Annotated in this window: 20 protein-coding genes and 1 riboswitch; of the genes, 15 read left to right on the top strand and 5 right to left on the bottom strand. The window is 69.7% G+C overall.

What is annotated here, in order from left to right; genetic code table 11:
• Positions 1 to 30: 30 nt before the first annotated feature.
• The gene (locus J7F03_RS15895) at positions 31 to 1,485 is read right to left on the bottom strand and encodes a hypothetical protein (protein WP_214949939.1); all 1,455 of its coding nucleotides are present in this window, start codon (positions 1,483 to 1,485) and stop codon (positions 31 to 33) included.
• 110 nt (positions 1,486 to 1,595) lie between these two features.
• Positions 1,596 to 1,808 (bottom strand): hypothetical protein, encoded by a 213-nt coding sequence (locus tag J7F03_RS15890; protein ID WP_214949938.1) that lies wholly within the window; start codon positions 1,806 to 1,808, stop codon positions 1,596 to 1,598.
• 131 nt (positions 1,809 to 1,939) lie between these two features.
• Between J7F03_RS15890 and J7F03_RS15885 the strand changes: the two genes are divergently transcribed.
• Entirely contained in the window at positions 1,940 to 2,917 is a 978-nt protein-coding gene (locus J7F03_RS15885; protein WP_214949936.1) for a carbohydrate kinase family protein, read from the top strand.
• A 57-nt stretch (positions 2,918 to 2,974) separates the two neighbouring features.
• On the opposite strand, the gene J7F03_RS15880 is transcribed toward J7F03_RS15885, so the two are convergent.
• Entirely contained in the window at positions 2,975 to 4,354 is a 1,380-nt protein-coding gene (locus tag J7F03_RS15880) for a cysteine desulfurase/sulfurtransferase TusA family protein (RefSeq protein WP_214949934.1), read from the bottom strand.
• A gap of 294 nt (positions 4,355 to 4,648) precedes the next feature.
• On the opposite strand from J7F03_RS15880, the gene coxB reads away from it, so the two are divergent.
• From coxB to J7F03_RS15860, 4 genes are all read left to right on the top strand, one after another.
• On the top strand, positions 4,649 to 5,623 hold the full coding sequence (gene coxB, locus J7F03_RS15875) for a cytochrome c oxidase subunit II (protein WP_214949933.1): 975 nt from the start codon (positions 4,649 to 4,651) through the stop codon (positions 5,621 to 5,623).
• The gene (ctaD, locus tag J7F03_RS15870) at positions 5,620 to 7,350 is read left to right on the top strand and encodes a cytochrome c oxidase subunit I (protein WP_214949932.1); all 1,731 of its coding nucleotides are present in this window, start codon (positions 5,620 to 5,622) and stop codon (positions 7,348 to 7,350) included. The genes coxB and ctaD overlap by 4 nt, the downstream gene beginning before the upstream one ends.
• On the top strand, positions 7,347 to 7,745 hold the full coding sequence (locus tag J7F03_RS15865; RefSeq protein WP_214949931.1) for a cytochrome c oxidase subunit 4: 399 nt from the start codon (positions 7,347 to 7,349) through the stop codon (positions 7,743 to 7,745). Before ctaD ends, J7F03_RS15865 begins: the two co-directional genes overlap by 4 nt.
• 138 nt (positions 7,746 to 7,883) lie before the next feature.
• Positions 7,884 to 9,128 carry an Ig-like domain-containing protein gene (locus J7F03_RS15860; RefSeq protein ID WP_214949930.1) on the top strand — a complete coding sequence of 415 codons (1,245 nt, stop codon included), beginning with the start codon at positions 7,884 to 7,886 and terminating at the stop codon, positions 9,126 to 9,128.
• Positions 9,129 to 9,246: 118 nt separating this feature from the next.
• Here the strand turns inward: J7F03_RS15860 and J7F03_RS15855 are convergent, their stop codons facing one another.
• Entirely contained in the window at positions 9,247 to 9,648 is a 402-nt protein-coding gene (locus J7F03_RS15855; RefSeq protein ID WP_214949929.1) for a hypothetical protein, read from the bottom strand.
• Positions 9,649 to 9,859: 211 nt separating this feature from the next.
• Here J7F03_RS15855 and J7F03_RS15850 point away from each other — a divergent pair, with 211 nt between their 5' ends.
• The 10 genes from J7F03_RS15850 (at position 9,860) to J7F03_RS15805 (ending at position 22,014) form a co-directional block, all read left to right on the top strand.
• Positions 9,860 to 10,480, top strand: coding sequence for a heme-copper oxidase subunit III (locus J7F03_RS15850; RefSeq protein ID WP_214949928.1), 621 nt, complete (start codon positions 9,860 to 9,862; stop codon positions 10,478 to 10,480).
• A 77-nt stretch (positions 10,481 to 10,557) separates the two neighbouring features.
• Positions 10,558 to 11,367: a c-type cytochrome gene (locus J7F03_RS15845; protein ID WP_214949926.1), complete on the top strand. Its 810-nt coding sequence runs from the start codon at positions 10,558 to 10,560 to the stop codon at positions 11,365 to 11,367.
• On the top strand, positions 11,364 to 12,422 hold the full coding sequence (locus J7F03_RS15840; RefSeq protein ID WP_214949925.1) for a ubiquinol-cytochrome c reductase iron-sulfur subunit: 1,059 nt from the start codon (positions 11,364 to 11,366) through the stop codon (positions 12,420 to 12,422). Before J7F03_RS15845 ends, J7F03_RS15840 begins: the two co-directional genes overlap by 4 nt.
• The gene (locus J7F03_RS15835; RefSeq protein ID WP_214949924.1) at positions 12,419 to 14,047 is read left to right on the top strand and encodes a ubiquinol-cytochrome c reductase cytochrome b subunit; all 1,629 of its coding nucleotides are present in this window, start codon (positions 12,419 to 12,421) and stop codon (positions 14,045 to 14,047) included. Before J7F03_RS15840 ends, J7F03_RS15835 begins: the two co-directional genes overlap by 4 nt.
• 188 nt (positions 14,048 to 14,235) lie before the next feature.
• A complete protein-coding gene (locus tag J7F03_RS15830; protein ID WP_214949923.1) occupies positions 14,236 to 15,282 on the top strand; it encodes a polyprenyl synthetase family protein in 1,047 nt (348 codons plus the stop codon).
• The gene (locus tag J7F03_RS15825) at positions 15,279 to 16,166 is read left to right on the top strand and encodes a hypothetical protein (protein ID WP_214949922.1); all 888 of its coding nucleotides are present in this window, start codon (positions 15,279 to 15,281) and stop codon (positions 16,164 to 16,166) included. The genes J7F03_RS15830 and J7F03_RS15825 overlap by 4 nt, the downstream gene beginning before the upstream one ends.
• An 11-nt stretch (positions 16,167 to 16,177) precedes the next feature.
• On the top strand, positions 16,178 to 17,572 hold the full coding sequence (locus J7F03_RS15820) for a cytochrome P450 (protein WP_214949921.1): 1,395 nt from the start codon (positions 16,178 to 16,180) through the stop codon (positions 17,570 to 17,572).
• Positions 17,569 to 18,930 carry a cytochrome P450 gene (locus tag J7F03_RS15815; protein WP_214949920.1) on the top strand — a complete coding sequence of 454 codons (1,362 nt, stop codon included), beginning with the start codon at positions 17,569 to 17,571 and terminating at the stop codon, positions 18,928 to 18,930. Before J7F03_RS15820 ends, J7F03_RS15815 begins: the two co-directional genes overlap by 4 nt.
• A 173-nt stretch (positions 18,931 to 19,103) precedes the next feature.
• Positions 19,104 to 20,168: an anthranilate phosphoribosyltransferase gene (trpD, locus tag J7F03_RS15810; protein ID WP_214949918.1), complete on the top strand. Its 1,065-nt coding sequence runs from the start codon at positions 19,104 to 19,106 to the stop codon at positions 20,166 to 20,168.
• A gap of 101 nt (positions 20,169 to 20,269) precedes the next feature.
• A riboswitch (SAM riboswitch) is annotated at positions 20,270 to 20,385 on the top strand.
• Between the two features lie 228 nt (positions 20,386 to 20,613).
• A complete protein-coding gene (locus J7F03_RS15805; protein ID WP_251071970.1) occupies positions 20,614 to 22,014 on the top strand; it encodes an aminotransferase class V-fold PLP-dependent enzyme in 1,401 nt (466 codons plus the stop codon).
• 51 nt (positions 22,015 to 22,065) lie between these two features.
• Here the strand turns inward: J7F03_RS15805 and J7F03_RS15800 are convergent, their stop codons facing one another.
• Positions 22,066 to 22,662 (bottom strand): dihydrofolate reductase family protein, encoded by a 597-nt coding sequence (locus tag J7F03_RS15800; protein ID WP_214949916.1) that lies wholly within the window; start codon positions 22,660 to 22,662, stop codon positions 22,066 to 22,068.
• Between the last annotated feature and the right edge of the window lie 2 nt (positions 22,663 to 22,664).

Raw genomic sequence — 22,664 nt, 5'->3', positions numbered from 1 at the left:
GTGCGGGCCCCTCCTCGTGCGGAAGGGCTCCTACTGTCGGGCGAGCGGCTTGCCCGTCGTCGCGTCGATCACCTTCCGGTCGCCGAGCGGCTGCTGGAGCTTGGCCGTCACCGTCATCTCCTGCGCGATCATGATGCAGGCCTGACCCGGCTTGTTCGGGGTGTCCGTGATCTTCGTCATCACCGACTCCGGCTGCTCCCGGACCTCCAGGGCGTACGTGCTGCACACCCCGCCCCAGAAGTTCACGGTCAGCGTCCGGTCGGCCTCGGAGTACGAGAATCCGGGCACGGTGAGCCCCTTCGCGGGCGGGGAGGCCGGCGCCGGGGGATCCTCGGCCGGGGCCGCCGGCTGGGCCACCGTGCGGCCCGGGCCGTCGCCCTTGCCCGCCACCTCGAACAGCCAGGCCGGGACCAGGCCCCGGGCCCCGTCGACCGTGCCCGGGACCAGCCCGAGCGCGGCGCCCCGTACCGACTCGGTCCGCGGCGGCTTCATCGGCCGGGGCTCCGGGTTGCACGGCAGCGTGTCCGTGGCGCCGTCCGGCGGGTCCGGAGTCAGCGGGACGCTGGTGGCGCAGCCGCTCGGGCCGGGCCCGGTGCCGTCGGACCCCCTCGCCTTGTCGTTCAGCCGGGCCAGCGCGTCGACGGCGCCGATCACCGGCTGCTCGGCGGCCCGTACGGGAGCCGTCAGCTCGCCGCTGCCCGACACCACCGCGGAGTCCGCCCCGACGCCGATCCGGGTGGACCAGCCCTGCGTGGGCAGTCCGCCGATCACGGGGTCGGCGCTCACTACGCGCACCGAGCCCTGGAGGAGCCGGGCGTCGAGCTTGGCCGAGCCCTGGCCGACCGCCGCCAGTACGGGCGCCACGGCGGCCTTGGCGGCCTCCTCGGAGACCGGCTTGCCCGCCGCCGTGCCGGAGGCGTCGGCCGCGCCGTTCCCGGGGAGCGTGGCAGGTCCGCAGGTGTCCTTGCCGCGTTGGCAGTCGTCCCCGGTGCCGCCCACCTGGAAGCGGGAGAAGTTCCACGTTCCGGGAGCCTTGCGGTTCACCGTGAGCAGGGGCCCGGAGCCGTCCGCGCTCTCCCCGACCTGCCAGAGCTCACCGGTGAGCCGGGGCGCGCCGGAGAGGCCGAGGGCCGCGGCGAGCCGGGCCACCTCGGCGGAGGTCACCTCGCCGCGCGCGGCGAAGGCGGGCGCGGTCGCCGGACCGTCGGGCAGCGGGACGTCAGCCGTGTACGTGACCCCGCCGCCGGAGGGGTCGGGCTCGCCGGGCGCGATGCCGGGCCCGGTCGGAGCGGGCGCGACGCGGGGCGCGGAGGCCGCGCTGTCCCCCGTACCGCCTTCCCCGTGCGCGGTCGACGCCCAGTACGCCGTGCCGCCGCCGGTGAGCAGGACGGCTGCGGCGATCGAGCCGACGATCCAGGCCGGCCGCCGTGGTGTGGCGCGTGAGGTATCGGTTGTGTCGGATGTGCCGGGTTGTTCGCTGGTCACCGCTTCGCTCCTTTGCCCGTCCCGCCGTGGGTGATGCGGGTGTGACGCGGCAGGCGCGGATCCGGTTCCCCCGGAGCCCCGGGCTCCGGTCCCTTCAGGGCCGAGAAGGCCTAGTCGCCGTAGGCCGCGGTGGAGGCGATCAGGCGGGCCGAAGCCGCCGGGACGCGGATGCCGTGGATCTGCGAGGGCGCCACCCGGTCCGGACGGGGGTCGGCGGGGACCGGCCAGTGCGGGGCCATACGGGCGCAGTCGCCCAGCAGCCGGGCGAAACCGGGGCGCGCGTCGGCGGGATCGGCGTACCCGAAGCCATCGGTGTAGGTCATGGGGCACGGTAAGCACGGCACGGCGGGCGAAGAAAGGCCTACTACGGGGTAGTTTCTGCCGGTCGGCCACACGCCGTCGACCGGGTAGTTTTGAATGTCCCCTCGCCGTCCTCCGCAGGAGCATCCACGCCGTGCGCATCGCAGTCACCGGCTCCATCGCCACCGACCACCTCATGACCTTCCCCGGCCGCTTCGCCGACCAGCTGGTCGCGGACCAGCTGCACACGGTCTCCCTCTCCTTCCTCGTCGACAACCTCGACGTACGGCGGGGCGGCGTCGGCCCGAACATCTGCTTCGGCATGGGGCAGCTCGGTACCCGCCCGATCCTCGTCGGCGCGGCCGGCTACGACTTCGACGAGTACCGCGCCTGGCTGGACCGGCACGGCGTCGACACCCAGTCCGTGCGCATCTCCGAGGTGCTGCACACCGCGCGCTTCGTCTGCACCACGGACTCCGACCACAACCAGATCGGCTCCTTCTACACGGGCGCGATGAGCGAGGCCCGCCTGATCGAGCTGAAGGCGGTCGCGGACCGGGTCGGCGGCCTGGACCTCGTCCTGATCGGCGCGGACGACCCCGAGGCGATGCTGCGCCACACGGAGGAGTGCCGCACGCGCGGGATCCCCTTCGCGGCGGACTTCTCGCAGCAGATCGCCCGGATGGACGGCGAGAACATCCGCACCCTGATGGAGGGTGCGACGTACCTCTTCTCCAACGAGTACGAGAAGGGCCTCATCGAGTCGAAGTCCGGCTGGACGGACGCGGAGATCCTGGCGAAGGTCGGCACCCGGGTCACCACGCTGGGTTCGAACGGCGTCCGGATCGAGCGGGTCGGCCACGACCCGATCGTCGTCGGCTGCCCCGAGGAGACGGCGAAGGTCGACCCGACGGGCGTCGGCGACGCCTTCCGCGCGGGCTTCCTGACGGGCCTGGGCTGGGGCGTCGGCCTGGAGCGTGCGGCGCAGGTCGGCTGCATGCTGGCGACGCTCGTCATCGAGACCCTGGGCACGCAGGAGTACACCCTGGCCCGGGCGCACTTCATGGAGCGCTTCACGAAGGCCTACGGGGACTCCGCCGCGGCGGAGGTCCAGGCGCACTTCGCCGCGTAGCCGACGGCCAGCCGCCGGGGCTCCGCCCCCGGCGGCGGGGGCGGAGCCCCGGCGGGGTCATACCGCCCGGCGGACCGTGTAGGCGACGCCCTGCCCGCGCGGGGCCTCGCCCACGTAGACCTGGCCCCGCATCGAGCACCACGCCGGAATGTCCAGCCGGGCGACCTCGTCGTCCGACAGGACCGTCACCGTGCCCCCCACCGGCACCCGCCCGATCGCCCGCGCCAGCTCGATCACGGGCTGCGGGCACCGCAGCCCGAGCGTGTCCAGTTCCAGCGATTCGGCGTCGGGGGCGGCGGGCTCGGCCTCCACGGCGCCGAGCCGTTCCCGGACCCCGGCCACCAGGCCCGGCAGGACCTCCAGGAAGCCGTTGACCTCGGCCGCCGTCGTGCCCGCCGGCAGGGACACCCGTACGTTCCCCTCCGACAGCGCCCCCATGGCCCGCAGGACATGGGAGGGGGTCAGCGTCGAGCTGGTGCACGAGGAGCCGGAGGAGACGGAGTAGCCCGCCCGGTCCAACTCGTGGAGCAGCGTCTCGCCGTCGACGTACAGGCACGAGAAGGTGACCAGGTGGGGGAGGCGGAGGTCCGGGTGTCCCACCACCTCCACGTCCGGCACCAGGCGGGCCACCCGCCGGCGCAGCCGGTCCACCAGGATCCGCAGGCGGGCCGCCTCCGCGTCCGCCTCGGCGCGCACCGCCCGCAGCGAGGCCGCCGCCGCGACGACCGCCGGCAGGTTGACGAAACCGGGGGAGCGGCCCGACTCCCGTTCGTCGAGGGGGCCTTGGGCGGCGAAGCGGACCCCCTTGCGGACCGCCAGCAGACCCACCCCGGGCGGGCCGCCCCATTTGTGGGCGCTCGCGCACAGGACGGACCAGTTCCCGGGAACCGGCCCCCAGCCCAGCGACTGCGCCGCGTCCACCAGCAGCGGGACCCCGGCGGAGCCGCAGACCTCGGCGACCTCCGCCACCGGCTGGACCGTGCCCACTTCGTGGTTGGCCGACTGGAGGCAGGCCAGCGCCGTGGACGGGCCCACGAGTTGCCCGTAGGCGGATGCCGAGACGAGGCCGAAGCGGTCCACCGGGACCTCCTCGACCGTCCCGCCGCCCGCCGCGTGAACCTCCGCCGCGTGCAGTACAGAACTGTGTTCGACCGCCGATACGACCAGATGTCCGCCGACGCGCCGGCGTCCCGCGAGCACACCCGCCACGCCCGAGTGAACCGCGTGCGTCCCCGAAGGAGTGAACGAGAGCTCGTCCGGGCGGCATCCCACCGACTCCGCCGCCGCCTCCCGCGCCGCGTCCAGCAGCAGCCTGGCCCGCCGCCCTTCGCGGTACAGCCGGGCCGGGTCGGCCCAGCCCTCGTCAAGGGAGGCCTGGAGCGCCTGCCGGGCCACGGGGTGCAGCGGGGCGGCGGACGCGGTGTCGAAGTACGGCATCCGGTCACGCTAACCGGCGGGCGCGCGGACGCGGCGCCCGGCCGAGGTCAGGGGGCGTCAGATGTCGTCGGGAGGCCGCCATTCGGGGCGGGTTGGGCCGTCCCCCGTACGGCGGATCCATCCCTTCGGGGTCAGTAGCGGCGCGTTGGGCACCCTCCCCGCGCGACCCCAAATAGCGTCCAGTAGGGTTTGGTCCGCATAAACATCCAAACCCCTGCCTGCGTCAGGGCCGGCGACCGACCTGAATACGGCCGCGGCCGGCCGCGCGGGCCGAGACTCTCGGGAAGGCGCTACGTGAGTCCCTACGGCTCCGACCGCTCGCCGCGGCGCCCGATGCGGCGGAAGCTGCTGCAGGCGCTGACTGCGGGCGCGGTTCTGGCGACCGCCACTGGTTGCTCGTATAACTGGAAAAGCTTCCCCCGCCTCGGAATGCCCACTCCGGTCACCGAGGAGGCGCCGCGCATCCTCTCCCTGTGGCAGGGCTCCTGGGCGGCCGCGCTCATCACGGGCATCCTGGTGTGGGGCCTGATCATGTGGAGCGTCATCTTCCACCGGCGCAGCCGGACGAAGATCGAGGTCCCCGCGCAGACCCGGTACAACATGCCCATCGAGGCGCTGTACACCGTGGTCCCGCTCATCATCGTCTCGGTGCTCTTCTACTTCACCGCGCGTGACGAGTCGAAGCTGCTCTCCCTCTCCGCCAAGCCGACGCACACGATCAACGTGGTCGGCTACCAGTGGAGCTGGGGCTTCAACTACATCGAGAACGTCGACGGCGACGCGGCGACCCCGAAGGCGGGCGAGGTTCCCAAGGAACTCGCCTCCATCCCGGACCGCTTCACCAAGGACTTCCCCAAGGGCGCCGAAGGCGTCTACACCAAGGGCGTCCCCAGCGACCGGAACCCGGAGACCAACAACCCGGGTCCGACCCTCTGGCTGCCCGTGGGCGAGAAGGTCCGCTTCATCCTGTCGTCGAACGACGTCATCCACTCGTTCTGGGTGGTCCCCTTCCTGTTCAAGCAGGACGTCATCCCGGGCCACACCAACGTCTTCGAGGTCACCCCGACCGAAGAAGGCGTCTTCATGGGCAAGTGCGCCGAGCTCTGCGGTGTCGACCACTCCCGGATGCTCTTCAACGTCAAGGTGGTCTCCCCGGAGGCGTACCAGGCGCACCTGAAGGAGCTGGCGGAGAAGGGGCAGACCGGCTACCTCCCGGCCGGCATCAAGCAGACCGACCCGGCCCGGAATGCGGAGACGAACAAACTGTGAGCATCCTCAACGAATCTCAGGGTGCCGCCGCCGACTCGTATGAGAACGAGCTGCCGGTGCGGCGCAAGCAGCCGGGCAATGTCGTCGTGAAGTGGTTGACCACTACCGACCACAAGACCATCGGCACGATGTACCTGATCACGTCGTTCGTGTTCTTCATCATCGGCGGGATCATGGCGCTCTTCATGCGCGCCGAGCTGGCCCGTCCGGGTACGCAGATCATGTCGAACGAGCAGTTCAACCAGGCGTTCACCATGCATGGCACGATCATGCTGCTGATGTTCGCCACCCCGCTCTTCGCGGGCTTCGCGAACTGGATCATGCCGCTGCAGATCGGCGCGCCCGACGTGGCGTTCCCGCGGCTGAACATGTTCGCGTACTGGCTGTACCTCTTCGGCTCGACCATCGCGGTGGCCGGCTTCGTCACCCCCTCGGGTGCCGCCGACTTCGGCTGGTTCGCCTACTCCCCGCTGTCGGACGCCGTCCGTTCGCCGGGCATCGGCGCCGACATGTGGATCATGGGTCTGGCCTTCTCGGGCTTCGGTACGATCCTCGGCTCGGTCAACTTCATCACCACGATCATCTGCATGCGCGCTCCCGGCATGACGATGTTCCGCATGCCGATCTTCACCTGGAACGTGCTGCTGACCGGTGTCCTGGTCCTGCTCGCCTTCCCGGTGCTGGCCGCCGCGCTCTTCGCGCTGGAGGCCGACCGGAAGTTCGGTGCGCATGTGTTCGACGCGGCCAACGGCGGCGCATTGCTGTGGCAACACCTCTTCTGGTTCTTCGGACACCCAGAGGTGTACATCATCGCGCTACCGTTCTTCGGAATCGTTTCCGAGGTCATCCCGGTCTTCTCGCGCAAGCCGATGTTCGGTTACATCGGTCTGATCGCCGCGACGATCTCGATCGCCGGTCTCTCGGTGACGGTGTGGGCCCACCACATGTACGTCACCGGCGGTGTGCTGCTGCCGTTCTTCTCCTTCATGACCTTCCTGATCGCGGTACCGACCGGTGTGAAGTTCTTCAACTGGATCGGCACCATGTGGAAGGGCTCGCTGTCCTTCGAGACACCGATGCTCTGGACGATCGGCTTCCTGGTCACCTTCACCTTCGGTGGTCTGACCGGCGTCATCCTGGCCTCGCCCCCGATGGACTTCCACGTCTCCGACTCGTACTTCGTCGTCGCGCACTTCCACTACGTCGTGTTCGGCACCGTGGTCTTCGCGATGTTCGCCGGCTTCCACTTCTGGTGGCCGAAGATGACGGGCAAGATGCTGGACGAGCGCCTCGGCAAGATCACCTTCTGGACGCTGTTCACCGGCTTCCACGGCACCTTCCTGGTGCAGCACTGGCTGGGTGTCGAGGGCATGCCGCGTCGTTACGCGGACTACCTCGCGGCCGACGGCTTCACCGTGCTGAACACGATCTCCACGATCAGCTCGTTCCTGCTCGGCCTGTCGATGCTGCCCTTCATGTACAACGTCTGGAAGACGGCGAAGTACGGCAAGAAGGTCGAGGTCGACGACCCGTGGGGTTACGGCCGTTCGCTGGAGTGGGCGACCTCCTGCCCGCCGCCGCGGCACAACTTCCTCACCCTGCCGCGGATCCGTTCCGAATCCCCGGCGTTCGACCTGCACCACCCGGAGATCGCGGCCCTCGACCACCTCGCGGACCACGGCGCCGGCACCCAGGCAGTCACCGGCGGCAAGGAGGCCGGCAAGTGAAGATCCAGGGCAAGATGTTCCTCTGGCTCTCCTTCTTCGTCCTGATCATGGCCGTCGTGTACGGCGTGTGGTCGAAGGAGCCCGTAGGCACCACCGCGCTGTTCCTTACCTTCGGCCTGACCGTCATGATCGGCTACTACCTGGCCTTCACGGCCAAGCGCGTGGACGAGATGGCCCAGGACAACCTGGAGGCCGACGTCGCCGACGAGGCGGGCGAGCTGGGGTTCTTCTCCCCGCACAGCTGGCAGCCGCTCTCGCTGGCCATCGGTGGCGCGCTCGCCTTCATGGGCGTCATCTTCGGATGGTGGCTCATGTACTTCTCGGCCCCGGTCATCCTGCTCGGCCTGTGGGGCTGGGTGTACGAGTACTACCGCGGCGAGAACCAGAACCAGTAGCCGCACCCGCGCCGCCGCTTCCGGTGGCGGCCGCAGCCTGACACTTGGGGCCCGGACACCTCTAACGGAGGAGTCCGGGCCCCTCGTTTGCAGTCACCCCGCGCGCCGTAATTGTCATACCTTCATAGCGTTGGCTCCATGAAGCACTCACCGCGTCTTTGGACGGTCATCGGCTGCTCCCTGCTGGTCGCGTCCCTCGGGGCCGGCGCCACCGCATGCGGGTCCGATGACAACCCGCTGTCAGCCCGCCCTCACGACGCGGGCGATCAAGTCGCCTTCAACCAGTCCTCGGGCGGCCGCCCCGTCGATCCCGACCGGCCCCTGGAAGTCACCGCCAAGAGCGGCGACGGCCGGATCACCGACGTGACCGCCACGGACACCCACGGCCGACGCCTCGCGGGCGAGCTCTCCGCCGCGGGCGACCGCTGGCACAGCACCGTCCCGATGGCCGCCGGAGTCCGGTACACGGTCACCGTGAACACCGAGGACGAACGGGGCGCCCCCGGGCAGCGCACGATGTCGTTCGACACCACCCCCGCCAAGACCGTCCTCAAGGTCGAATTCGGGCCGGAGGAGGGCAAGTACGGTGTCGGACAGCCCCTCACGGCCGAACTCAACGAGCCCGTGAAGGACAAGGCCGCCCGTGCCGTCATCGAACGGGGCCTGGTCGTCGACACCCCGCCCGACGTCGTGGGCGCCTGGTACTGGGTGGACGACAAGACGCTCCACTACCGGCCCAAGGACTACTGGCCGGCCAACACCAGCGTGTCCGTCCGGAGCAATCTGGAGGGCATCAAGATTACCGATGACCTCTACGGGGCCGCGGCCAAGCCGCTGAAGCTGGAGATCGGCGACCGCGTCGAGGTCACCACGGACGCCTCCTCGCACTACCTCACGTTCACGCGCAACGGAGAAGTGATCAACACCATTCCGGTGACCACCGGAAAGCCGGGCTTCTCCACCCGCAACGGCGTCAAGGTGGTGCTCGGCAAGCAGTACTACGTCCAGATGCGCGGCGACACCGTCGGCATCGGCGGCAGCGAGTACTACAACCTGCCCGTCTACTACGCGACTCGCGTCACCTGGAGTGGTGAATACGTGCACGCCGCGCCGTGGTCCGTCGGCTCCCAGGGCTACGAGAACGTCAGCCACGGCTGCACCGGCATGAGCACGGGCAACGCCGCCTGGTTCTACGAGAACATCACCGAGGGCGACATCGTCAAGGTGATCAACAGCATCGGCGACGACATGGACAACTTCGGCAACGGCTACGGCGACTGGAACATCGACTGGAAGGACTGGCGCCAGGGCAGCGCCCTCCTCAAGGGCACCCAGGAGGGCCGCAGCCCGATCGACCACGCCCGGCTGCGCCCGCAGGTGTAACCACCGGGGCTGGAGCGCCCCCAGGGGCCGCCACCGGGGCGTGGGAGTCCGCAGGGGCTCCCGTGCCCCGGAATGCGCCCGTACGGCCCCTACGGGCCCCACAGGCGGCCCCAGGCCGTTACGCGGCCGGAGAGAGCCGCGTACGCAGGAGACCCGCCAGGGCCTCCGCGAAGTCCACCGGATCCACCGGAAGGGTGACGGCGGCGTCCGCGCGGCTCCACGTGGCCAGCCAGGCGTCCTGCGGACGGCCCATCAGGAGCAGGACCGGCGGACACCGGAAGATCTCGTCCTTGATCTGCCGGCACACCCCCATGCCCCCGGCCGGAACCGCCTCGCCGTCCAGCACGCACACGTCGATGCCGCCCGCGTCCAGCTCCTTGAGGACGGCGGGGAGCGTCGCGCACTCCAGGAACTCCACCGGCGGCAGGTCCGAGGCCGGCCTGCGCCCGGCCGCCAGCCGCACCTGCTCCCGGGTGCCCGCGTCGTCGCTGTAGACCAGAACCCGCGCAGTCGCCCGCATTTCGTTCCTCCACGTGTCCCGTGAAAAACGCTGATGTTGCGCGGGATGCTACTCCGTCCGGGCCGGTGTCAACATCGGTTCGCACAGCCTCGCCCGCCGATCTCCCGGAGACGCGCGCGGGCCCATCTGATGGGCCGTTCGGGCCTTGCACACGGCCCTGACACTCCGAACGGCACCCCCCGGGGTGAGGGCGGGATAAGGGACCGACATAATGTCGGTCGTGGCGACAGCAACGACAGTAGATACCGGGCACGCGCACCCGACGGTCAACCGGCCGAACCTCGTCAGCGTCGGAACCATCATCTGGTTGAGTTCCGAGCTGATGTTCTTCGCGGCCCTCTTCGCGATGTACTTCACCCTGCGATCCGTGACAGGCGCCGAGTACTGGAAGGAACAGGCTGACTTCCTGAACCTTCCCTTCTCGGCGACGAACACGACGATCCTGGTGCTGTCTTCGCTCACCTGCCAGCTCGGCGTATTCGCCGCCGAGCGCGGTGACGTGAAGAAGCTCAGGACGTGGTTCATCATCACGTTCGTCATGGGTGCGATCTTCATTGGCGGCCAGGTGTTCGAGTACACCGAGCTGGTCAAGCACGAGGGCCTGAGCCTCTCGTCCGGCCCGTACGGATCGGTGTTCTACCTGACCACCGGTTTCCACGGGCTGCACGTGACGGGCGGTCTCATCGCCTTCCTGCTGGTCCTCGGCCGGACGTACGCGGCCAAGAGGTTCACCCACGAACAGGCCACGTCGGCCATCGTCGTGTCCTACTACTGGCACTTCGTCGATGTCGTCTGGATCGGCCTCTTCGCGACGATCTACCTGATCAAGTAGCGAACACGTCGCCGGGCCCGTCCCGGCACTCCATCCAGAAACACCGACGCAGAAGATCCTGACACCCGGGGTAATCCGTGAAAAAGCTCTCCGCACGACGACGCCATCCGCTGGCGGCGGTCGTCGTTCTACTCTTCGCGCTGGCGGTCACTGGGGGGCTGTACGCCGCCTTCGCGCCCGCGGGCAATGCGCAGGCCGACGAAACCGCCCAGTCCCTCGCCATCGAGGAGGGCAAGAAGCTCTACGCCGTCGGCTGCGCAAGCTGCCACGGAACCGGCGGTCAGGGTTCCTCTGACGGCCCGAGCCTGGTGGGCGTCGGCTCCGCAGCCGTCGACTTCCAGGTGAGCACGGGCCGCATGCCCGCCCAGCAGCCCGGCGCCCAGGTGCCGAAGAAGCCCGTGATCTACAGCCAGGCGCAGACCGACCAGCTGGCCGCGTACATCGCGTCCCTCGGCGCCGGCCCGACCACGCCGACCGAGAAGCAGTACGACCCGGCGGGCGCCGACATCGCCAAGGGTGGTGAGCTGTTCCGCAACAACTGCGCGCAGTGCCACAACTTCACCGGCGAGGGCGGCGCACTGACGAACGGCAAGTACGCCCCGAACCTCGAGGGCGTCGAGCCGAAGCACATCTACGAGGCCATGCTCACCGGCCCGCAGAACATGCCCTCCTTCCCGGACAGCACCATGCCGGAGAAGCAGAAGAAGGACATCATCGCGTACCTCCAGAACGTCAACGGCGAGAAGTCGACCAGCCCCGGTGGCCTCAAGCTCGGTGGCCTCGGCCCCGTCTCCGAGGGCCTGTTCGGCTGGATCTTCGCTCTGGGTGCGCTGATCGCTGTCGCCGTCTGGGTCGCGGCCCACACCGCTAAGGCCAAGAAGTCATGAGTAGCCAAGACATTCCCGAAGAGAAGCACCTGCCGAGCGAGCAGGGCGACGCGCACCACGGTGGCGTGGCAGTGGCGGACGACCCGTTCGCAGACCCGGGTCTGCCGGTTCACAAGCCGCGCATCCAGGACATCGACGAGCAGGCCGCGAAGCGCTCCGAGCGCACGGTGGCCATGCTGTTCACCTTGTCGATGCTGGCCACGATCGGCTTCATCGCCTCGTTCGTGTCCATCCCGGTCGACAAGATCGTCTACATCTTCCCCATCGGGAAGGTGAGCGGGCTCAACTTCGCCCTGGGCATGACCCTGGGCACGGCGCTCTTCTGCATCGGCGCGGGAGCGGTCCACTGGGCCCGCACCCTGATGTCCGACGTGGAGATCGCCGAAGAGCGCCACAACATCGCGGCGACGCCCGAAGCCCGGGCCAAGGCCAAGCAGAACTTCAAGGACGGCGCCCGCGAGTCGTCCATCGGCCGCCGGCCGCTGATCCGCAACACGCTGCTCGGTGCGCTGGCCCTGCTGCCGCTCTCCGCCGTCGTGATCCTGCGCGACCTGGGCCCGCTGCCCGAGGACAAGCTCCGCAAGACGATCTGGGCCAAGGGCAAGCTGCTCATCAACCAGAACACGATGGAGCCGCTGCGTCCCGAGGACGTGCCCGTCGGTTCGCTGACCTTCGCCATGCCGGAAGGCCTGGAGGAGGACCAGCACGATTTCCAGAAGGAGATCGCCAAGGCCGCCCTGATGATCGTCCGCATCCAGCCGGAAGACATCAAGGACAAGCAGGAACTGGAGTGGTCCCACCAGGGAATCGTGGCCTACTCCAAGATCTGCACCCACGTCGGCTGCCCGATCAGCCTGTACGAGCAGCAGACGCACCACGTGCTCTGCCCGTGCCACCAGTCCACCTTCGACCTTTCCGACGGCGCCCGAGTCATCTTCGGCCCGGCTGGTCACGCGCTCCCGCAGCTGCGGATCGGCGTCAATGACGAAGGTTTCCTCGAGGCGCTCGGCGACTTCGAAGAGCCCGTCGGTCCTGCATTCTGGGAGCGCGGATGAGCACTGCCACAGAAACCAATGAACGCAAGGCTCCGGCCGGTGAGCGTGTCACCGACTGGATCGACGGCCGCATGGGCATTCACAGCCTCGGCAAGGCCGGCCTGCGCAAGATCTTCCCGGACCACTGGTCCTTCATGCTCGGTGAGATCTGCCTGTTCAGCTTCGTCATCATCATCCTCACGGGTGTGTACCTGACGCTGTTCTTCCACCCGAGCATGAACGAGGTCGTGTACCACGGCTCGTACGTCCCCATGCAGGGCGTAATGATGTCCGAGGCCTTCGCTTCGACGCTCGACATCAGCTTCGAACGCCGCGGCGGTCTGCTCATCCGGCAGATCCACCACTGGGCGGCGCTGATCTTCGTCGCGGCGATGATCGTGCACATGATGCGCGTCTTCTTCACCGGCGCGTTCCGCAAGCCGCGCGAGATCAACTGGATCTTCGGCTTCCTGCTGCTGGTCCTCGGCATGTTCACCGGTTTCACCGGTTACTCGCTGCCGGACGACCTGCTCTCGGGCACCGGTGTCCGCTTCATGCAGGGCGCGGTCCTGTCCGTGCCGGTCGTCGGCACGTACCTGTCGTTCTTCCTGTTCGGCGGGGAGTTCCCGGGCGGCGACTTCGTGGCCCGGTTCTACTCGGTCCACATCCTCCTGCTGCCGGGCATCATGATGGGCCTGATCGTGGCCCACCTGATCCTCGTCGTGTACCACAAGCACACCCAGTTCGCGGGTCCGGGCAAGACCGAGAAGAACGTCGTCGGCCTGCCGCTGCTGCCGGTCTACGCGGCCAAGGCCGGAGGCTTCTTCTTCCTGAACTTCGGCCTCATCGCGGCCATCTCGGCGATCGCGTCGATCAACCCGATCTGGGCCATCGGCCCGTACCGCCCGGACCACGTGTCCACCGGTGCGCAGCCCGACTGGTACATGGGTATGCCCGAAGGCCTGGTCCGTGCCATGCCGGGCTGGGAGGTCAACCTGTGGGGCCACACGCTCGTCCTGGGCGTGTTGATCCCGCTGATGCTCTTCCCGCTGGTGCTCGGCTCGATCGCCGTCTGGCCGTTCATCGAGTCCTGGGTCACCGGGGACAAGCGCGAGCACCACATCCTGGACCGCCCGCGCAACGTCCCGACCCGTACGGCCTTCGGTGTCGCCTGGATCGCGGAGTACATCGTGCTCCTCATCGGCGGTGGCAACGACATGTTCGCCCAGTACTTCCACATGTCGATCAACTCGATCACGTGGTTCGTCCGGATCGGCTTCTTCGTCGTCCCGGTGCTGGCCTTCATCGTCACCAAGCGGATCTGCCTCGGCCTGCAGCGCCGGGACCACGACAAGGTGCTGCACGGTCGCGAGACCGGCGTCATCAAGCGTCTGCCGCACGGTGAGTTCGTCGAGGTCCACGAGCCGCTCTCGCAGGGCAAGCTGCACCAGCTCACCGCGCACGACCAGTACGAGCCGATCGAGATCGGCCCGACGGTCGACGAGAACGGCGTCGAGCGCAAGGTGAAGCCGCTGGAGAAGCTCAAGGCCAAGCTGAGCAAGGGGTTCTACGCGGAGGGCAACCAGATTCAGAAGCCCACCGTGGAGGAGTACAAGGAGATCCAGAGCGGCCACGGCCACCACTGATTTCCCCAAGTCGCCACAGACATACGCGTGCCCCGCTGGTTTCCAGCGGGGCACGCGTGTTTTCCGTTCTCCGCGTCATGACTTCGTCGGCGCTTTAGCGCTTTCCCTCACGCTGCTCATTGGCACTCGATTGCCAAGACACGAGAGGGGGCAGTCCCATCACTGTTCCGATAGCCATCGACACGCCCATGAGCGCGGATACGGTCCGCAAGGCGGTGGGCGCAGTCCTGGAGGACTTCCTCACCGCCAAGGGCATCGCCAACGACAGACCGGAACTGCGCAGCCTGGCGGAGCTGCTCCGGGACTTCACCTCCGAAGGCAAGCGGCTGCGCCCGCTGCTCTGCGCGATCGGCTGGCAGGCTGTCGGAGGCGGTGCCGGCACGGAATCGCTGTTCCGCGTCGCGGCCTCTCTGGAAATGTTCCACGCCTTCACGCTGATCCACGATGACGTGATGGACCAGAGCGACACCCGCAGAGGGCGCCCCACCATCCACCAGTCCCTGGCCTCCCGCCACGGCGACCGGGAACCGGGCCGGCGCGACCGGCTCGGGGAGAACGCGGCGATCCTCGTCGGCGACCTGGCCCTGATCTGGTCCGACGAGCTGCTGTTCAAGGGCGCGGCGGCCGAGGACCGGCTGCTGCCCGTACTGCGGGTCGTCGCCGAGATGCGCACCGAGGTGATGCTGGGCCAGTACCTCGACCTGCGGGCCACCGGTGAACTGAGCGACGACGTCGACGCGACGCTGGTGGTGAACCGCTTCAAGACGGCGAAGTACACCATCGAGCGTCCCCTGCACATCGGCGCGGCCCTGGCCGGCGCGGACGAGGAGGCCATGGAGGCCTTCACGCGCTACGCCCTCCCGCTCGGCGAGGCGTTCCAGCTGCGCGACGACCTCCTCGGCGTGTACGGCGACCCGCGGCTGACCGGCAAGTCCCGGCTCGACGACCTGCGCGAAGCCAAGCGCACGACGCTCGTCGCCCTCGCGCTGGGCGCCGCGGACCCCGGGCAGGAGACCCGGCTGCGGGCGCTGATAGGCAACCCGCTGCTCGACGAGACGGACGCGGAGGAAGTGCGCGCGCTCTTCGCCGCGACCGGTGCCCGCGAGGGCGTGGAGCGGATGATCGAGGAGCGCCGCGCGCGGGCGGTCGGCGCCCTCGAAGGATCTCCGTTCACCCAGGAGGCGATCCGCGACCTGACGGACATCGCTGGTACGGCCACTGCGAGGAACTCATGACGACCACCAGCATGATGCGTTACTGGGCGGAGAGCACCGAGCGCTTCCGCGACCTCTTCACCCGCGACTTCCCCCACGAGCCCACCATGTGCGTGCTCGACGAGGCGGAGCTGCGGGAGGTCATCGACGCGTGCAACCGCGCCGTGGCGCCGCTCGGGAAGAACATCTCGGACGAGCGCTGGATCTCGTACATGGACGTGGTCCGCTGGTCCCAGAGCGCCCGCCACGTGAAGGACATGGAAGCCTTCAAGGCGGTCTGCATCCTCAACTGCGTGACCTTCGTGTGGGACGACATGGACCCGGCCCTCCACGACTTCGACGCCTTCCTGCCGGAGATCCGGAAGATCTGCGAGCACTACTACGAGGCGGACGAGGTCTGGTTCGCGTACGAGGCGGCCCGCGCCTTCGTGGTGAGCGACAACATGTTCCGGGACTCGGAAATCAAGAAGGTGCTCTGCGAGACGTCCCCGGAGCAGTACTTCCGATTCCGCGTGACCGACGTCGGCGTGGACTTCTGGATGAAGATGTCCTACCAGATCTACCGCCACGCGGATTTCTCCGAGCACGCCAAGAGCGGCCTCGCGGCCCGGATGACCACGCGCGGACTGGCGATCGTCAACGACTTCTATTCGTACGACAGGGAAATCGCCCTCGGGCAGGTCACCAACTGCTTCCGGCTCTGCGACGTCTCCGACGAGCGAGAGTTCAAGGAGTTCTTCGACGCCCGGCTCGCGGACATCGAAGAGGACGTCCGGTGCATCAAGGAGTTCGACCCGATCTCCCGCGACGTGATGCTGGACCTCATCTACGGCAACTTCATCTGGACGACCAGCAACAAGCGCTACAAGGCCGCCGTCAACGACGTCAACTCGCGGATCCAGTGAAAGGCGACCAGATGCTCGCCTCGGCCCCCCCTGTGTCCGCGCCGGACACGCGCGGCTGGACCGTGGCCAAGGCGCCCGGCGCCGTCCCCCTGCTCGGGCACACCCTCGCGCTCTGGAAGAACCCGCTCGGCTTCCTGGCGTCGCTGCCCGCCCACGGGGATCTGGTGGAACTGCGGCTGGGCCCCAAGCGCGCCTACCTCGCGTGCCATCCCGACCTCGTCCGGCACGTCCTGCTCAGCCCCCGCAAGTTCGACAAGGGAGGCGTGTTCGACAAGGCGAGGCAGCTGCTCGGCAACAGCCTCTCGGTCTCCCGGGGCGAGGAGCACCGGCGCCAGCGCCGGCTGATCCAGCCCGCGTTCCAGCCGGCCAAGCTCGCCGCCTACACCAACTCGGTGGCAGCGGACACCGCCCGGACCATCGGCTCCTGGCAGCCCGGCCAGGTACTGGACGTCTCCGACGCGATGCACGTCCTGCTGATGCGCGTCGCCGCGCGGACCCTGTTCTCCGCCGGGCTGGACGACAGCACCACGGACGAGGCCCGCGAGTGCCTGCGCACCGTGTCCCAGGGCATCTACAAGCGGACCGTCGCGCCCGTCGGCGTCATGGAGAAACTCCCCACGCCCGGCAACCGCCGCTACGACGAGTCCAACCGCAGGCTCCGGGAGATCGTCGACGAGATGATCAAGGCGCGGAGGGGCCACGAGGGCGGTGACGAGGACCTGCTCTCCATCCTGCTGAACGTGGAGCACCCCCAGACCGGGGAACGCCTGAGCGAGGCCCAGATCCTCGACCAGGTGGTGACCTTCCTCGTCGCGGGCAGCGAGACGACCGCCTCCACCCTCGCCTTCGTCTTCCACCTGCTGGGCCGCCATCCCGAGGCGGAGCGGCGGATGCAGGAGGAGATCGACCGGGTCCTCGACGGCCGGCCTGCCGTCTTCGACGACCTGCAGGACCTCCCGTACACCAAGGGAGTCATCACCGAGGCCCTGCGGCTGTACCCGCCGTCGTGGCTGTCGATGCGGGTGGCCGCCGAGGACGTGGAGATCGGCGGCCACCGGATCGCCGAGGGAACGATGATCATGTACAGCTCCTACGCGCTGCACCACAACGCGGAGCTGTTCCCCGACCCGGAGCGCTTCGACCCCGAGCGCTGGCTCCCGCCCCGCCTCGCGGAAGTCCCCAGGGGCGCGCTGGTGCCCTTCGGGCACGGCGCCCACAAGTGCATCGGAGACGTCCTGGCCCTGGCCGAGACCACGCTCATCGTCAGCACGATCGCTGGCGGCTGGCGGCTGCGCCCCGTACCCGGTACGCAACTGCGGCCACAGCCCAAGGCCACGCTGGAGCCCGGGCCCCTGCCCATGAGGTGCGAACCGCGCCACCGCAAGACGAAGGACACGGACGGATGAAAACGCTGCGGGACAAGACGGCGACCCGCGAGTGGCGGGTCGCCCGGGCGCCGGGCATGCTCCCGCTGCTCGGCAACGCGCTGTCCATGGGCAGGGACCCCGTCCGGTTCCTGTCCTCGCTGCCGCGCCACGGAGACCTGGTCGAACTGCGGATCGGCGGCAAGCGGACCTTCCTGCCCTGCCACCCCGAGCTCGTCCAGCAGGTGCTGCTGAACGCCCGCGTCTTCGACACGGGCGGGCCCATGAAGGAGAAGGCCCGGCCGATCCTGGGCAACGGCCTGATCACCTCCGACCGGACCGACCACAAGCGCCAGCGCCGGCTGGTGCAGCCGGCCTTCCACCCGGCCCGGATCGCCACGTACGCGCACGTGATGCACGAGGAGGTGCAGGCGCAGGCCGGCACGTGGCAGGCCGGGCAGGTCGTCGACGTCAACGAGGTGACCCAGGCACTGACCGCCCGGATCACCGCGCGGGCCCTGTTCGCCCTCGACATCGCCCCGCACGCGGTCGCCGTCATCCAGCACTGCCTGCCGGTCATCGTCCGCGGGGCCTACCGCAACGCGGTGGATCCGACGGGCCTGCTGGCGAAGCTGCCGACCCCGGCCAACCGGGAGTTCAAGCGGGCGCTGGAGCAGATGCACCGGCTGATCGACGGGATCGTCGAGGACTACCGCACGGCGGACCGGGACCGCGGCGACCTGGTGTCGGCCCTGCTCGCGGCCGAGGACCCGGAGAGCGGCGAGAAGCTCTCCGACCAGGAGATCCACGACCAGGTCATGACGCTGCTGCTCGCCGGTATCGAAACCACGGCCTCCGCCCTGACCTGGGCGTTCCACCTGCTCGCGCAGAACCCGGAAGCCGAGGCGCGGCTGCACGCGGAGGTGGACGAGGTGCTGGGGGACCGGTCCCCCGAGTACAAGGACCTGCCCGACCTGCGCTACACGCAGCGGGTCTTCACCGAGACGCTGCGGCTGTACCCGCCCGCCTGGCTCTACACCCGCACCACGACCACGGCCACCGAGCTGGGTGGCGCCCGGCTCCAGCCGGGCGACGACATCATCATCAGCCCGTACGTACTGCACCGGATCCCCGAGCTGTTCGCCCGCCCGGAGCACTTCGATCCGGACCGCTGGCTCCCCGACCGGGCCAAGGACGTGGCTCGCGGCGCCTACGTGCCGTTCGGCGCGGGCAGCCGCAAGTGCATCGGCGACGTCTTCGGGATCACCGAGGCCACCCTGGCGCTGGCGGCCATCGCCTCCCGGTGGCGGCTGCGCCCCCTGCCGGGTACGCGCGTCACGCCGAGACCGCACATGAGCCTTTCCACCGGGCCCCTGCCCATGCGGGTGGAGCCGCGCTGATCGCGCTGCGGTACGGCGAGCCGGGCCCCGGAGAACGGGGACCGGCTCGCGCACGCGTGCGATGGCGCAGTTCCGATCTTCCGTGTCCGCCCCTCGGGACGGGGCTCTTTGCCGTCTCCGCGGCTGGATAGGCTGAAGGCCTTCCCATTCGCGTGGACCATCAGGAGCGGACCATGAACGTTGTGACCCCGGCAGGCGGCGACAGCGTGGCGGCCCGCGGCTGGCCGGGTGTCCTCGACGCCCTGCTGTCCGGCCGGGACCTCGGCGCCGACGACACGGCCTGGGCGATGGACCGGATCATGCGGGGAGAGGCCACCGACGCCCAGATCGCCGGCTTCGCGGTCGCGCTCCGGGCCAAGGGGGAGACGGTCGCGGAGATCAGCGGCCTCGTACGGGCGATGTACGCGCACGCGAACCTGATCGAGGTGCCGGGCCGGACGGTGGACATCGTCGGCACCGGCGGCGACGGCGCCAAGACGGTCAACATCTCCACGATGTCGGCGATCGTCGTGGCCGGTACGGGCGCCAAAGTGGTCAAGCACGGCAACCGCGCCTCCTCCTCGGCGAGCGGATCCTCGGACGTCCTGGAGAAGCTGGGGGTCAACCTCGACCTCACCCCGGCGCGGGTCGCCGAGGTCGTCGAGGAGGCCGGGATCACCTTCTGCTTCGCGGTCAAGTTCCACCCCGCGCTGCGGCACGTGGCGGCGGCCCGCAAGGAGCTGGGCATCCGGACGACCTTCAACTTCCTCGGCCCGCTGACGAATCCGGCCAAGGTCCGGGCGCAGGCCACCGGTGTCGCCGACGCCCGTATCGCCCCGATCGTGGCGGGCGTGCTGGCCGAGCGCGGCTCCTCGGCGCTGGTCTTCCGCGGCGACGACGGCCTCGACGAGCTCACCACCACGTCGACCTCGCGGGTCTGGTGGGTGCGCGACGGCAAGGTGGCGGAGCAGGGCTTCGACCCGCGCGACGTCGGCATCCCGCTGGTCGACGTCTCCGCGCTGCGCGGGGAGGACGCCTCGTACAACGCGGACGTCGCCCGCCGCCTCCTGGCCGGCGAGAGGGGCCCGGTCCGCGACGCGGTGCTGCTGAACTCGGCGGCCGCCCTGGTCGCCCTCGACCCGGGTACGGGCACGCTGGAGGAGCAGCTCGCGGCGGGCATCGCGAAGGCGGCGGAGGCGATCGACTCGGGTGCGGCCCGGGCGGCGCTCGCGCGGTGGGTGGCGGCCAGCAACAGCTGACCGTCGCAGCACTGGATCCAGCCAAGATCCGGACGGGATCCCGGTCCGCCATGTGGACCGGGGTCTTGCGTCCGGGGGATCTTGTGGCAGGATGCTCAGCAGGTCACGAGTGACAGCGCTTTGCCCCGGCTCGCTGTCCGGCAACCCTCCTTCCGTGGCGGGGTGCCCCGGGTGATGACCAGGTCGTAGGCAGTGAGGTCTACGGCAAGCGCGGATCCCTCGAATCACCAGGGGTCCTGGTCTCTCGAGGAGCGTTTTCCGTGAGCAAGCGAATGCGATAGGGCGACTCCGCCCCTTCTTCAACCCTCGGAACAGGGTCACTTCCGCGTACCCCGAGTACGCCACCCCGACGCCGAGGCATTCCCGTACCCCGGACGGCCGCAGCGTCGTACCCGCGTACGGGCACTCCGAAGCCATTCAGACCTGCCTGCCGGGAGATATCGCCATGTCCGCGACCCTGTCCGCGTCCGCCAACTCGGGCGCCACCACCGCTGCCACCGCCGCCGCCGACCCCGCCTGTGCCGAGCCGCTGCCGGTCCTCGGCCGCGACGTCACCGTGCCGCTCGTCACCGGCGGTGAAGTCACCTACGCCGCCCTCGACTACGCGGCGAGCGCCCCCGCCCTGCAGCGCGTCTGGGACGACGTGGCCGCCTACGCCCCGTACTACGGCAGCGTGCACCGCGGCGCCGGATACCTCTCGCAGCTCTCCACGGACTTGTTCGAGCAGAGCCGCGTCACGGTCGCCGAGTTCCTCGACTGCCGGGCGTCCGACCAGGTGATCTTCACCCGGTCCACCACCGACTCCCTCAACCTGCTCGCCGCCGTGCTGCCGGCCGACTGCCAGGTCTTCGTCTTCGAGACCGAGCACCACGCCTCGCTGCTGCCCTGGACGAACGCGCAGGTCACCTTCCTCAACGCCCCCCGCACCCCGGGCGAGGCCGTCGCCACCCTGGAGCGGGCCCTCGCCGACCGCGACCCCTACGGGCCGGCCCTGGTCTGCGTCACCGGCGCCTCCAACGTCACCGGCGAGCTGTGGCCCGTCAAGGAGCTCGCCGCCGCCGCGCACGCCCACGGCGCCCGCATCGTCCTGGACGCCGCCCAGCTGGCCCCGCACCACCCCGTCTCCGTGCAGGAGCTCGACGTGGACTGGGTGGCCTTCTCCGGGCACAAGCTCTACGCGCCGTTCGGCTCGGGCGTGCTGGCCGGCCGCGCGGACTGGCTGCGGGAGGCCGAGCCGTACCTCGCCGGCGGCGGCGCCTCCCGCAAGGTGGCCCGCCGCGAGGACGGGGGCGTCGACGTCGAGTGGCACACCACCGCCGCCCGCCACGAGGCCGGCTCCCCGAACGTCATCGGCGTCTACTCCATCGCCTCCGCCTGCAAGGCCCTCAACGAGGCCGGCTTCGAGAGCCTCGTCGCCCGCGAGCGGCACCTCATCGCCAAGGTCCGCGGCGGCCTCGCCGAGGTCCCGGCGGTCCGCGTCCTGTCCCTCTTCGGCGACGACGCCCCGCGCGTCGGCGTCATCTCCTTCGTGGTGGACGGCTGGAACAGCTCCCACTTCGCGGCCGCGCTCTCCGCCGAGTACGGGATCGGCGTGCGCGACGGCCTCTTCTGCGCCCACCCGCTGGTCCGCACCCTGCTGGGCAGCGAGCCGCAGGCCCAGGGCGAGTGCGGAGCCCCGGAGGCGGCGCCGGGGGAGCGGTCGCTGAACGCGATCCGCGTCAGCTTCGGCGCCGGCACCCCCGACGAGCACGTCGAGCGGTTCGTCCGCGCGGTCAAGGAGCTCGTCGCGGACGGTGCGAAGTGGCAGTACCGCACCGAAGAGGGCCGCTGCGTCCCGGCCGTCTGAGCCGGGACCGAGCGGACGGTGCGGGAGGGGCCGGGCGGGAGGGTCCGGGCGTCAGGCCCGGGCCGCCGGCCGGTACGTGCACACCTGCGCGCCCGTGGGCGCGGTGACCGAGGAGACCAGTTCCAGGGTCCGCAGGCCGCCGTCCGCCGGGAAGATGGACTTGCCGCCGCCGAGCAGGACCGGCATGACGATGAGCCGCAGTTCGTCGACCAGGCCCTCGCTCAGCAGGGTCCGCGCCAGCGTGGGGCTGCCCATGACCACGAGGTCGCCGCCGTCGGCCGCGTGCAGCTCGCGGATCCGGGCGACGGCCTCGGCGCCGGGGACGAGCGTGGTGTTGTTCCACGTCAGGTCAGAGGTGCCCAGGGTGGCGGACACGACGTACTTGGGGATCTCGTTCATCTGATCGGCGAAGGGGTCCCCGGCCCGCTCCGGCCAGGCCGCCGCCATCGTCTGCCACGTGCGGCGCCCGAACAGCAGTGCCTCGGCCTTGGCGGTCACCTCGGCGAAGGCGCCGCCCACCACCTCCGCGTCGAAGAACGGGTGCGACCAGCCGCCGTGGGCGAATCCGCCGTCGTTGTCCTCGCCCGCGCCTCCGGGTGCCTGGACGACACCGTCGAGGCTGATGAACTCGCTGATGACGATGCGCATGG

It is taken from the genome of Streptomyces sp. ISL-43, from assembly GCF_018614195.1.
Taxonomy (GTDB): Bacteria; Actinomycetota; Actinomycetes; order Streptomycetales; family Streptomycetaceae; genus Streptomyces.
Note: the sequence above shows the minus strand (reverse complement) of the source record. Positions and strands in the feature narration are given on the sequence as shown.

Excerpts from the sequence above, each read along its gene's own strand:
- J7F03_RS15890 (WP_214949938.1), bottom strand. The coding sequence starts at position 1,808 with ATGACCTACACCGATGGCTTCGGGTACGCCGATCCCGCCGACGCGCGC.
- J7F03_RS15880 (WP_214949934.1), bottom strand. The coding sequence starts at position 4,354 with ATGCCGTACTTCGACACCGCGTCCGCCGCCCCGCTGCACCCCGTGGCC.
- J7F03_RS15860 (WP_214949930.1), top strand. The coding sequence starts at position 7,884 with ATGAAGCACTCACCGCGTCTTTGGACGGTCATCGGCTGCTCCCTGCTG.
- J7F03_RS15855 (WP_214949929.1), bottom strand. The coding sequence starts at position 9,648 with ATGCGGGCGACTGCGCGGGTTCTGGTCTACAGCGACGACGCGGGCACC.
- J7F03_RS15850 (WP_214949928.1), top strand. The coding sequence starts at position 9,860 with ATGTCGGTCGTGGCGACAGCAACGACAGTAGATACCGGGCACGCGCAC.
- J7F03_RS15840 (WP_214949925.1), top strand. The coding sequence starts at position 11,364 with ATGAGTAGCCAAGACATTCCCGAAGAGAAGCACCTGCCGAGCGAGCAG.
- J7F03_RS15835 (WP_214949924.1), top strand. The coding sequence starts at position 12,419 with ATGAGCACTGCCACAGAAACCAATGAACGCAAGGCTCCGGCCGGTGAG.
- J7F03_RS15830 (WP_214949923.1), top strand. The coding sequence starts at position 14,236 with ATGAGCGCGGATACGGTCCGCAAGGCGGTGGGCGCAGTCCTGGAGGAC.
- J7F03_RS15825 (WP_214949922.1), top strand. The coding sequence starts at position 15,279 with ATGACGACCACCAGCATGATGCGTTACTGGGCGGAGAGCACCGAGCGC.
- J7F03_RS15820 (WP_214949921.1), top strand. The coding sequence starts at position 16,178 with ATGCTCGCCTCGGCCCCCCCTGTGTCCGCGCCGGACACGCGCGGCTGG.
- J7F03_RS15815 (WP_214949920.1), top strand. The coding sequence starts at position 17,569 with ATGAAAACGCTGCGGGACAAGACGGCGACCCGCGAGTGGCGGGTCGCC.
- trpD (WP_214949918.1), top strand. The coding sequence starts at position 19,104 with ATGAACGTTGTGACCCCGGCAGGCGGCGACAGCGTGGCGGCCCGCGGC.
- J7F03_RS15805 (WP_251071970.1), top strand. The coding sequence starts at position 20,614 with ATGTCCGCGACCCTGTCCGCGTCCGCCAACTCGGGCGCCACCACCGCT.
- J7F03_RS15800 (WP_214949916.1), bottom strand. The coding sequence starts at position 22,662 with ATGCGCATCGTCATCAGCGAGTTCATCAGCCTCGACGGTGTCGTCCAG.